Annotated in this window: 10 protein-coding genes; 2 read left to right on the plus strand and 8 right to left on the minus strand. The window is 42.0% G+C overall.

Annotated elements, in window-relative coordinates; all coding sequences use genetic code 11:
* Positions 1–60 precede the first annotated feature (60 nt).
* Together ASV53_RS18815 and ASV53_RS18820 are read right to left on the minus strand one after the other, a co-directional pair.
* Positions 61–2,277 carry an efflux RND transporter permease subunit gene (locus ASV53_RS18815; RefSeq protein WP_239928853.1) on the minus strand — a complete coding sequence of 739 codons (2,217 nt, stop codon included), beginning with the start codon at positions 2,275–2,277 and terminating at the stop codon, positions 61–63.
* A 27-nt stretch (positions 2,278–2,304) separates the two neighbouring features.
* The gene (locus ASV53_RS18820) at positions 2,305–3,474 is read right to left on the minus strand and encodes an efflux RND transporter periplasmic adaptor subunit (RefSeq protein ID WP_094958225.1); all 1,170 of its coding nucleotides are present in this window, start codon (positions 3,472–3,474) and stop codon (positions 2,305–2,307) included.
* A 304-nt stretch (positions 3,475–3,778) separates the two neighbouring features.
* On the opposite strand from ASV53_RS18820, the gene ASV53_RS18825 reads away from it, so the two are divergent.
* Positions 3,779–4,447 carry a response regulator transcription factor gene (locus ASV53_RS18825; protein ID WP_094958226.1) on the plus strand — a complete coding sequence of 223 codons (669 nt, stop codon included), beginning with the start codon at positions 3,779–3,781 and terminating at the stop codon, positions 4,445–4,447.
* A gap of 30 nt (positions 4,448–4,477) precedes the next feature.
* Here ASV53_RS18825 and ASV53_RS26150 read toward each other — a convergent pair whose 3' ends face one another.
* On the minus strand, positions 4,478–4,960 hold the full coding sequence (locus tag ASV53_RS26150) for a type II secretion system protein (RefSeq protein WP_094958227.1): 483 nt from the start codon (positions 4,958–4,960) through the stop codon (positions 4,478–4,480).
* A 162-nt stretch (positions 4,961–5,122) separates the two neighbouring features.
* On the opposite strand from ASV53_RS26150, the gene ASV53_RS18835 reads away from it, so the two are divergent.
* Entirely contained in the window at positions 5,123–6,400 is a 1,278-nt protein-coding gene (locus ASV53_RS18835) for a sensor histidine kinase (RefSeq protein ID WP_094958228.1), read from the plus strand.
* 155 nt (positions 6,401–6,555) lie between these two features.
* Here ASV53_RS18835 and ASV53_RS18840 read toward each other — a convergent pair whose 3' ends face one another.
* The 5 genes from ASV53_RS18840 to ASV53_RS18860 all read right to left on the minus strand — a co-directional run bounded on the left by ASV53_RS18840 (position 6,556) and on the right by ASV53_RS18860 (position 11,889).
* The gene (locus ASV53_RS18840) at positions 6,556–6,873 is read right to left on the minus strand and encodes an AzlD domain-containing protein (protein WP_094958229.1); all 318 of its coding nucleotides are present in this window, start codon (positions 6,871–6,873) and stop codon (positions 6,556–6,558) included.
* Positions 6,870–7,637 (minus strand): AzlC family ABC transporter permease, encoded by a 768-nt coding sequence (locus tag ASV53_RS18845; RefSeq protein ID WP_094958230.1) that lies wholly within the window; start codon positions 7,635–7,637, stop codon positions 6,870–6,872. The genes ASV53_RS18840 and ASV53_RS18845 overlap by 4 nt, the downstream gene beginning before the upstream one ends.
* Positions 7,638–7,718: 81 nt before the next feature.
* Entirely contained in the window at positions 7,719–8,552 is an 834-nt protein-coding gene (locus tag ASV53_RS18850; protein ID WP_094958231.1) for an AraC family transcriptional regulator, read from the minus strand.
* A gap of 226 nt (positions 8,553–8,778) precedes the next feature.
* Positions 8,779–9,768, minus strand: a complete 990-nt coding sequence (gene trhO, locus ASV53_RS18855; protein ID WP_094958232.1) for an oxygen-dependent tRNA uridine(34) hydroxylase TrhO — start codon at positions 9,766–9,768, stop codon at positions 8,779–8,781.
* 303 nt (positions 9,769–10,071) lie between these two features.
* Complete coding sequence (locus ASV53_RS18860) at positions 10,072–11,889, minus strand: ricin-type beta-trefoil lectin domain protein (protein ID WP_094958233.1); 1,818 nt, start codon at positions 11,887–11,889, stop codon at positions 10,072–10,074.
* Positions 11,890–11,954: the final 65 nt, after the last annotated feature.

Raw genomic sequence — 11,954 nt, forward strand, 5'->3', positions numbered from 1 at the left:
TCCCAAGAACGGTAAAACCAAGACCTCAACGATATGCCAAAAATAAGAAAGCCGCTCACCTTAAGTGAACGGCATTACACCAAGTGCTTGTGCTTTTTTACGGTCTATCTTGAGTTTTATACCACTCGTTTCAGGTAAGGATTCAAAGAACACACTTGCAAAAGCACTATTCTCACGAGCTTTTTGTAAGAATTGACTTTGTACTTGTTGGAACTTGTCATAGCCTGAGTTTGAACGATCCATTAGCTGAAACGAAATGTTCGAAGATGTACCTAAACCATCAATGGCCGTTGGCAACAAGCTAAACACTAAACCTTCGTTAAGATCTTGTAGATGCGTTGATAGCGCCTCCACTTCTTGCTGTGTACTTGTTCCATTGCGTTCTTTCCAATCTTTTAGGGTCGTGATCGTAAACGCAGAGCCTGCACCTGAACCACTAAAGCTAAACCCAAGGATCGACATGTTCGCATCAACCCCTTCACGAGACTCAACAAAACTCTCAACCTTCTCAACCACTTTCATCGTGCGTTCTTGTGTCGCATCTGACGGTAGCTGAATAGACGTTAAGAAGTAGCCTTGATCTTCTTCGGGCAAAAAGGTGCTTGGGATTTTACCAAACGCGTAGACAGCAACAGCCACGAACACTAAATAAAACACCATCATTCGCCCTGTGCGAACCACCAGCTTTGCAACCCAGCCTTGGTAACGATTAGTGAGCCGCTCGAAAGCTTTATTAAACCAGCCAAAGAAGCCGCCTTTATGCGTATGGGCTTCGTTATGGGGTTTTAATATCGTGGCGCATAATGCAGGTGTCAGCGTTAATGCCAAGAAAGCCGAGAAAAGAATCGATACCGACATTGCCAATGAAAATTGCTGGAAAATAAGCCCCACCGTACCCGCAGCAAACGCCATTGGAATAAAGACCGCAGAAAGTACGGCCGTAATACCAATCAAGGCACCGTATATATCTTTCATCGCCATTTGTGTGGCTTTCTTTGCCGATACACCCGTTTCCGTAATAACACGCTCAACATTTTCGACCACCACAATGGCATCATCTACAATGATACCAATGGCCAGTACCATACCAAACATCGAAAATACATTGATGGAAAAGCCGAACATCAGCATCACCGTAAAAGTGCCTAATAGCGCAATGGGGGCAACGATGGCAGGAATAATGGTGTAACGGATATTCTGTAAAAAGAGATACATGACAAAAAACACCAGCACCATAGCCTCGAACAAGGTCATCACAACCTTTGTAATCGACACTTTTGCAAACGGTGCTGCATCCGACGTAATACTGTAATCCATACCTTCAGGCATAGACTGCTTTAATTCATCTAAGCGCGCGCGGATACCGTTCGATGCAGCAATGGCATTGGCGCCCGGCGATAACTTCACTGATGCACTCGTTGAGGGCTTACCATTCTCACGGTTTGAGTATTGATAATTTTGAGAACCTAGCTCAACACTTGCGACATCCCCCAGTAAAACAGAGCCGCCATTACTTTTTGAACGCAGCACAATGTTGCGAAAGGCTTCAGGAGTTTCTAATTGCCCTTGAGCCATTAAAGGTACAACGGTTTTTTGACCAAGGCTGATTGGCGCATCACCCACCTTACCCGGTGATATTTGCACGTTCTGTTCTTGAATCGCTTTGGTTACATCACTAACAGTTAAGTTGAACGCATTGAGTTTTAGCGGATCGATCCAAATACGCATGGCAAACTCGGCACCAAACATTTGAATACGGCCAACACCAGGAACACGTTTTAGCTCCTCGGTGATATTTCGGATCATATAATCGCTAAGTTCGGCTTCAGTGAACGCACCATTCGGCGAAATCAAGCCAACATACATCAAAGTGCTTGATGATGACGACTCGACTTGAATACCCGTTTGACGAACAGAAAGCGGTAAGCGCGGTTCAATGGCTTTTAGCTTATTCTGAATTTCAACTTGTGCCATTTCGGGATTAGTACCGTTATTAAAGGTCGCTGTAATTTCGGCACTACCGTTCGAATCCGATGACGACTTAAAATACATTAAGCCTTTAACACCAGAGATCTCACGTTCGATTAAAGACACTACCGTATCATTAAGGGTTTGAGGGCTTGCGCCTGGATACGAGAGGTACAAGCTAACACTTGGCGGAGCAACACTCGGAAAACGCTCCACGGCAAGCTTAGGAATGGCGATCACACCAGACAGGATGATCAGTATTGCTATCACCCAAGCAAAAATGGGGCGATTAATAAAAAATTGAGACAAAATGGAATTCCTTACAATCTTGCGTCTTTACGCCGCTTGAGCATCTGACTGCCACTGAGAAGCATTGATCTGTGCGCCCGGCATGACATTCTCATGTCCCTCAATGATCACAGCATCACCACTTTTAATACCTTCTGACACAACATACTGATGGTCTCTGATACCCGCTAAGGTAACAGTGCGTTTCTCTGCTTGATTTGTTGAGGTAATAACAACGACATACGCATCACCATTACTTGCTCGTTGAATCGCTTGTTGTGGCAGCATGAAGGCGTTTAATGAACGACGGGGAACCTCAGTACGTACATACATGCCAGGAAGAAGCGTTTGCTGCTGGTTGTCTGCAAGAATACGAACGATTAAATCACCAGTATTCACATCTACACTGATACCAGAGAAAACAATTTTCCCCATAATATCGTCAGCACCATCGTTAGACAGCATGATGTTCACCCCCAAACCTTTTTGATTGGTCGCATCACCTTTCGCGACCAACTTACGCAGTGTCGGTAATTTAGAGGCGGGTTGGCGCACATCGATATACACCTTATCGATCTGTTTGATGATCGCTAACGCCTGAGCGTCGCCTTTGTTGACTAACGTCCCTTCAGTAACAAGCGCTTGCTCAATAATGCCGGAGATAGGTGCGCGAATCGTCGCGTACTTAAAGTTAAGTTTGCTTTGCTCTAACGTCGCTGCATTTTGCATAACATTGGCAGCCGCTTTTTTATAATTAAATTCCGCTTCTTCAAATGCTTGCTTACTGACTGAGCTCGTTTTATCCAATGCTTGCAAACGGCTGTATTTTCGCTGTGTTTGCTCAAGGTTTACTTTAGCCTGTGCCAGAGAGGCTTCTTTTTCATTGATATCAATAACAAAAGGTTCTTTATTAATTTGAAATAATGCTTTGTTATTGGCTGTCATTTCCCCTTGTTTAAATAAACGCTCGGTAATAATACCGCTCACTTGTGGCCGAATTTCCGCAGTACGAAAGGCCACAACACGCCCTTGCAGTTCATCAAATAAAGTGACGGCTTGTCGCTCTGCTTTCATCACAGCAACATTGGCAATTAAAGGCGGCTCTCCTTCGGCGGCTTCTGTCTTTGCTGTGAAAATATTTCCCTTGCACCCAACCAGCAAAGTACTGATCAGTATGGTGGCAATCAGCAAGCGCGATTTTTGTCTATCTACAGTCATTACTGCTCTTCTCACGATAAGGCGCTATCTCACCCATTGGAGATAACCCATCAAATAAAAAAGAACCATAACGTCGACGCAGTAAAGAGAAGGTAAAAGATCAGCAAAACAGGCGTACAATGAAAGTGTTATCAATCAGAAAGAGAAAACAGATCAGACGGTAAAGCACCATTTACTCGACTTTTACTCTCGCTAATGTAACTTTCACCGTAAGCTCTGATTTCAGATAATAAATGCAGCCAAGACAAGTACCGCTACATGGCTTATCACTACGACTTATCCGCAACACGATATGAAGGTAACGATGACTCGAGTTCTATTAATCGAAGATGACCGTGATTTAGCTGAGACACTGCTTCAGCTTATGGAATTTGAAAACATAGTGCCAGACTATGCGAGTAACGGTGCCGCAGGGTTAAACCTTGCACAGACCAATCGCTATGATGTGCTGATTATCGATATTGGTTTACCTAAAATGGATGGACTAACCTTGTGTAAACACCTTCGCCAAGAAGGATGCCAAACGCCGATTTTATTTTTAACGGCCCGCAGCAGTATTGACGACAAGCTAGAAGGCTTTGCTTCGGGTGGCGATGACTATTTACCCAAACCCTTCGATAACCGCGAATTATTGGCGCGAATCATGGTGTTGTCTGGCCGTCGAAGTAGTCAAAGCCCTGTCATTAAAGTGGATGATTTGGAGCTGGATAATAATGCGCATCAAGTGGTTCGAGGCAATCACACTATCAAATTAACGCCTGCGTCCTTTACTATTCTTGAAGTATTAATGCGTGCAAGCCCAAACGTTGTGAGTCGCGAAGATCTAGAAAGCGCACTATGGGGTGACGATGCCCCCAACAGTAATACGTTAAAGGCACACATTTACTACTTACGAAAATCACTTGAACAAGCGCCAGGTATCAAGCTATTGCATACTGTTGCGGGCAAAGGTTGGGTGGTTAAAGCAGGCTAAACTTGTCAAATAGCGAATTAAATTAAAGGGTTAACATTCGTCATCAACTAAAAATGCCTTTAATGGTAAAAGAGGCTTAGGATCGGAAACTGTTGTTACCCCTCTGGTAAAGATGAGGAGACATTTTTGCTTCATCTGACCATTTTCGACCATATTATCAAGTAACACATAGATAGATGGCATATCCGCACTGCCTTTATCAAGAATGGTAAAGCCATCGGTATTCATTGCAGCGGCAATATTTTTCGCATTGAGTGACATCACACCTTGGCGCACATAAATACCCGTATTGGGAATTTCGGTATCATACATAGAGTTTTCGATACCCGCTGTCATTGCTTTTGACATCACGATACCATCAGCCGCATAAAATGCGCCTTTAAAGCCATTTAACGCAGCTATTCTCGCGTCGCGTTGTACGTTTAAAAAACGCGGAGCAGCGGTAACCGCTAAAATACCAAGGATAACAATCACAACAACCAGCTCTATAAGCGTGAAACCTTTATTTCTCAAAAAAGCATCCCCTATTAGCTATTTATACCAAAATAGCATGTCAAAATGATTGCATCATTGCTTTTAAAGGTTTTTATTTGAAATATAACAAGTTAGCGCAGTCATTCGGTCATATTGACTCAGTGGCGTATATCCCTATTAGGACTTTTCTCAAGTGGCCGTATGAAAATCAACCAAAGCTTATTACGCATAGTTTTCGCATCCATTGGTAGCGCACTACTGCTGGTTATTCTTTGTTACTCGCTTCTAGCTCAGAGCTTCTATTTTTGGGGGCTTGATAACTCACTGGCCGTTAACTCTGTTCATGTTTCAAATTTAGTGGATCAGCAAGGAATTGAGGTTATAGAAAACAAGATTGATGTTATTGATGCGGAAATTTTTCGAGGTTATGACGCTCTACCCGAAGATATCAAAAATAAGTTCACAGTTGATCAACTTAAAATGGACGAACACTATAACTTTAAAGTGAAAGATAATTGGTATGACTTCCCTCGGGTTATATATTTCATTCATCCTGCACAAACTCAAACAGGGCTAACCTATTACATCGTCAATACATTCGATGACACCTTCTTACAGCCAGAAGTTGAAAAAATAGAAGAAGGGTTACCATCAATTACCATGGTTTCAGGTGTCATCATCATTCTATTCATCTTTGTAGGGTTACTATTACTTCGCTATATCGCTCGCCCTATCAGCAAGCTTCATCAATGGGCACAGCAGTTAACATTAAAAACACTCGCGGATCCTGTGCCTGCTTTTGGTTTTCGCGAACTCGATGATTTGGCCGAGAAGATTCATACCAACCTACAAAACATTGAAAAAACCTTAAGTCGAGAATCGCAGTTTCTTCAACATGCGAGTCATGAACTAAGAACACCAATTGCCGTGATTTTAAGTAACGCTTCTTTAATGGATCATATGTGGCACGATGCACCACCAGCCTGCCAAAAACCGCTAGACCGTATTAACCGCGCAGGACTAACCATGAGTCACCTTACTGAAACCCTACTCTGGTTAACACGAAATAAAGACTATCAACCAACAATTGAAACCTTTAATGTCAGCCAATTAACAGAAGAGTTAGTAGAAGAGCACCAATACTTGTTGGGGGGAAAAGATGTGACAGTAGAATTAGCGCTATCGCCTGTCATTCAAGCACTTCCTAAAGTGATGATACGCATCATTATCGCTAACTTGATCCGCAACGCCATGCAACATACCGACAGCGGCCATATTTTAATAAAACTTGAGCAAGAAAGCCTAACCATAGTCAATTGGGGTGAACTACTTAAAGGCGAAAAGAGTGATGGTTTTGGTTTAGGGATTAAATTGGTAAAACAGATTTGTACTAACCAAGGCTGGCACTACCAACAAGATGTGGTCAATGATGCCTGTACCGTTAACGTATTGTTCAACAAAGTGAATCAAAAAATTTAAACAATCGCCACGCACATCAAGTGAATTTCGTTGAGTGAAAATACTCACCAACGCACTTGGGTTCCGAGCAGCTAGAAAGCCACTATAGATTTCTAGCCGCTAGATAGTAAGCGTTTTAAATGGCGCTAATCATAAATTCATATGGCTCTTTATCATTAACTAAAGAGATAGAGATTAAAAAACAAAAAAGCGCTCATACTAAGAATAATAGAGAGTAAGACATTGCCTGTTTTCCACACCAATAGCGCCGTAATTATCGCAGCAAGTAGGTAAGGATTAGTTACACTCACAGACAATTCACCGTCCGGAAGAAAAATAATAGGCGCCCAAATCGCGGTTAAAATTGCAGGGCTGGAATAGCTCAGCAACCGTAAAGCATGGTTATTTAGCTTTAATGGTACTCGCGGCTCAAGGAAAACGTAACGGCTAAAAAACACGATGGCTGTCATTGCCAGTATCGATAGCATTATCATTCCTGCTCTCCTCCTGATTTCGTATCAAGGTGCTTCTTAGGCGAATGAGCTTGGTGCTGATTTCTATCCAGTAATGTCTCGCACATATAGCCTGTCACCATGCCGAATATCGATGCGATCATCAAAGCTGCATCAATCTGCATGAGTGTCAAAAGCACAGATACAACTAAAGAAACACCGACAGAAGCTAAAAGAGGTATCGATTTTATTTGCGGAATAACCAAAGCAATAAAAGTCGCGGCAACCGCAAACTCCAAGCCCACCTCATTCAAAGAAGGAAACTGACTACCCGCAACGATGCCAACAAAACTCGCTAGGTTCCATATCAGATAAAACGAACCTCCAGCCCCAGCGGCGAACCAAGGGTTAAACGCTTTATTAGATTGCCCACCACACACAGCAAATAGCTCATCGGTAAGCCAAAAACCCAGGATTAAGCGCCATCGCGTTGGAAGGTTACTGATTTTCCCTCGCATAGACACGCTGTATAAAAAGTGGCGGGAAGTAATAAAAAAAGTCGTGACCAACATAGTGCCAATGCCGACACCGGCTTTAAACATCCCTGCTGCCACTAACTGCGCTGAGCCTGCAAATAGTACCGCAGACATTGCTTGCGCTTCTAAACCAGATAATCCCGCATCGATAGCGTAAGAACCCGCTAAAACACCCCAAGGAATCACCGCAATACTCAACGGAAGTACCGCTATTACACCTTGCCAGAACGGTGATTGTCGCTCTCTAGATTGTTTGTTATTTTGAACCACGGTCTCACCTTATTGTTTCACCTAAGTAACTACTTTCTTCAATTTAGTTTTTTAGGGTTATTAGCGATTGTACAAACTTGCTCACCGCTTTTTTATGTATTGACCCGGAGTATACCCGTTGGCTTTTTTGAAGTGACGATGGAAATGACTTTGATCGTGAAAGCCGCATTCCTGCGCTGTATCTGAAATACTATGACCCAGTTTTAATAGTTTTCTGGCTAATCGCAGCCGCGACTGGATTTGATATGCATGTGGAGGGAGGCCAAACTCTTTTTGAAAAGATCGCACTAAATGGTAAGGGCTAATCGCAGCCAGTTTAGCGAGTTCATCTAATGAAACATCCGCTTGCGGATAATCATCCAAAAACTCTTTTACCAGTAACAACTGCTTCTGCGCCTTGGTCTCTAAATTTGGATTGAGTCTTGATTTCGCATGCCTGCCCATTAGCTTTACTAAGGTGCCGTAAATCAAGGTCTCTCTTAATAACCGATTATCTGAATTTTCTAACGTATTGAAAACAAGGCGAAGTTGATTCGCTAATTCAGGATCGGAAATAACGGCATTAGGGAAATATGGTGCGCCATAGCTAGGTAAATAAAGGTCTTTCGTTAACTGCTCGAGTTGCTTAGGTAGCGGATACATAGCACGGTAAGCCCAGCCACCTTCTGTCGCAGAATGGCCACTATGTACTTCATCGGCATTGACTAGAATGATGGTGTCTTGCGGGGCTACATGATGGCCGCCAGTGCGATAAAACCGCTGAGCGCCTGTTTCAATCACTCCTATGGTATAGCCCTCATGGCTATGACGAGAGAAGTTCTGCTTTTCGTATTCGGCATCAAGAATTTCAAGACCACCAAGATCATCGGTAATCTTATAGTCAGCTCTTTCTTTACTGGTTTTCTTGCTAGCCATTCAGTCTCGATTATTTTTCTAAGTTCAACGCAATGTTTCACTTTCAGTCTAGCGTACACCTCACAGATATTTTTGTACAAAATTGCGCTTTACAACCAAATACCTAACCAAACAAGCACCGATTCAAGCACCGATTCAAGCACCGATTCAAGCAAGTAACTTTATTCCCCCCTTAATACTAAAAGAATAAGCTCTTACCCCGAGACGAATAAGAGCTAAAATCCTACTATTTCACTTTTTGGCCTGATCGCTGCTGTTCTTTCATCGCTCGCTTTTCCTTCTTCCGCTGCTCGATTAATTGCACAGTGTCACCGCCAACGTGCGTTTCGCCACGTGCGATAGACAGCTGCACTTGTTTTTCTCGCTCACGAAAGCGCGCTTTTTGTTCGTTGCTGTGTTTATCAACACACTTAGGACAACTCACCCCTTTTTCAAAATGTTCTGACGCTTGTTCATCACTGGTGATCGGTAAACGACAAGCATTGCATACATCATAATCACTTCTTTCTAGCTGATGATTAACAGCCACGCGCCCATCAAAGACGTAACAATCACCTTCCCACATACTTTCATCTTGTGGCACTTCTTCAAGATATTTAAGAATGCCGCCTTCAAGATGATAGACTTCCTCGAAGCCTTGCTCTTTCATATAGGCAGTTGATTTTTCACAACGAATACCGCCAGTACAAAACATAGCGACTTTCTTATGCTTGGCTGGGTCTAAGTTCTCTGCGACATATTGTGGAAATTCGCGGAATGTTTCAGTATTTGGGTTCACCGCATTTTTGAATGTGCCAATATTTACTTCGTAATCATTACGCGTATCAACCAGTAGCACTTCAGGATCAGAAATCAGATCGTTCCAATCGCTTGGCTTAACGTATGTACCCACAACGTTAAGAGGATCAATCCCCTCTATGCCCATGGTCACAATTTCTTTTTTCAGTTTTACTTTAGTGCGATTAAAGGGCTGTTCTTTACTGAACGACTCTTTGTAAACAACATCGGCAAGACGAGTATCTTGCTTGAACCATTGCAACAAGGCATCGATTGATGCTCGCTTGCCTGCAACCGTACCATTGATGCCTTCGCTCGCCAGTAGCAAAGTTCCGCGAATGTTATTAGCTTTAAGAAGATCAGTGAGTGGCTGGCGAATGGCTTCGTAGTCATTAAGCGTGACAAATTTATAAAGCGCACATACAACATATTGAGACATAGTTTTTCCTTCTGCGAGCTGGAACGTAAATCCAGTGCGGGTCTTTTACAGACTTATTAAAATCACACGAAGTATAACGAAGCATAGCGAGGACAAAAACCAACCAAAAACAGGGCTATATAGCATTACAAATTGCAAGGGTTAGTAATCTAAAGATAAGTAATAAGCACTGAGTCAGTATATTAACAACCATAACTTTAGCACTAAACTAACATGGGTCAGGCTATGTTATTTAGTAAAGAATAACTCTACCGAAGCAACACACACCTGACCCAAATTGTTCCAAACCAACAGTTAATTCAGTTAACCGCCTACATTAAAATCACCAAGGCGAGAGTCAAATAAATTATCATTTGATGCTGCCTCCGCTGACTCTATTTGTGAAACATTAATCTGACTACCATCTTCCGTAGGTTGAAGTACTTTCAAGCCATTAATACCTTGAGTATACAAGAGGGAGAAGTTACGAGTTTCATCGTACCACTGCCAAATAAGGTTATTGTTATTCGTCGTGCGTGAACAATCTGCAATCGACAATTGCTCCTGCTGAGTTGATAAACACTTATTAATGTCTTTAGCATACACATACTTTTTATTATTCGGTGTATAATAGAAAAGCTGGCGTGTATCTTCTTTTTTACAATCGGAAAGCGAAGCGAAATTATCCGGTTTTACCGTCAAGCATTGTGATTGACGGTCTGATCCTTTTAAGGACGATAATGTTACAGGTTGAGCACCAGAGAATATTGAACTATTCCAATCAACAGTAAATTGAGTAGATTTACTATATTGATGTAATCTGAACTTTTTATCATATGGATTGTAACCAGCTTGTGAACCATGGTAATAAAGCCGTCCAGCAGCCCAATAGCTATACCCGAGGACATTCATCCCTGTCACAGTGGCCTTTATGTTCAGCGTTGATAGCCCAGTTTTATAATATGGGCTGGCATATGTTGAAGAGAAAACGGGCACAAAACCATTTGAATATGGTGTTCCTTCCAATTTACTTAAATCAAGAGGATCATCGTATGAGCTACTCGCGTAATTCCAGCACCAGTTTTCTGTATTCTTCAACAGGTTACAATACCCCTTGTAATCAGTAATATGAGAACCGTAACGTTTATTACGATAAGTGATATTAAATGACTGAGTTCCATTACTTACATCAAACCCCATGTAGTCACCATTTTCGTAAGTCACCGTCTCTGATGTTTTCACACCTACAGACTTAATAGGTACCTTAGGGATACTAATGCCTATATTAATATCGACAGTTGAGGTTTTACTGAACTTAGAAAGGTTCTTATCGGTATTTTTCGGCACAAAGTCATAGAGCTCAATATCACTATCTTGTAAAGAGGTACTGATTGAAACTTGGTCGAGATAATCAGGGTAAGAGTAATAACGCGACTGATGCGCGGCGTAACCATCCTGAGTCCAACTCCGAGGCCACTCACCTGTCGCATGAAAGTTAACACCTGGACTCTTCACTAAGCTCACCCTCACGAACTTCTTATTGTCAGGGGAAATTTGGCCAAATTGGTGAAAGAATGGATAACGTGAAAAAAAATCCAGCTTATATTCAAATACTGCTTTCTGACTACCATTGAAACGCTCTGTATTTGAAAAAGGGATTTCTTCTCTCACATATTTCGTTGTTACCATGTTTTGTTGTGAGCTATTACCGCTCATATTTACAGAGCGCGCGTACCTGCGATGCGAAGCTGTGTTGGAAGAAGTATGGCTTTGTAGCGGTTTATCGATTTCAGAGAGAAGCTTATCCGGTTTTATCTCATCAAATAAGCTAATTACACTTTCAGTTTGACTATAAGGGTTTTTGATAAGTACATAAGGATGTTCAAAGCCAACACCAATCAAGTGAGCAGTTTTCTCTTTTCTTTTTTGTACATCCACAGTGGAAGAGTTGATAAAAATATATTGGTCACAACCGATCGGAATAGGTTTCTCATCTTGGTTTGAAAGATCAACAAAGCACCTTTCATCGTATGAGATTGCACCAGTGAGAATTGACTGAATTTCTTCATTACTCATATTTAGTGCAAATGAGTTCGAAGCAAACAGCAAGCTAAAAGAGCCTAACGCCATTACAGTTTTCATTTTGGTTTCCATAATAAATAATATTTAATATGATGCATCAGTTGAACATCACAATTTTATTAGTA

Source organism: Photobacterium sanguinicancri, from assembly GCF_002265265.1.
Classification (GTDB): domain Bacteria; phylum Pseudomonadota; class Gammaproteobacteria; order Enterobacterales; family Vibrionaceae; genus Photobacterium; species Photobacterium sanguinicancri.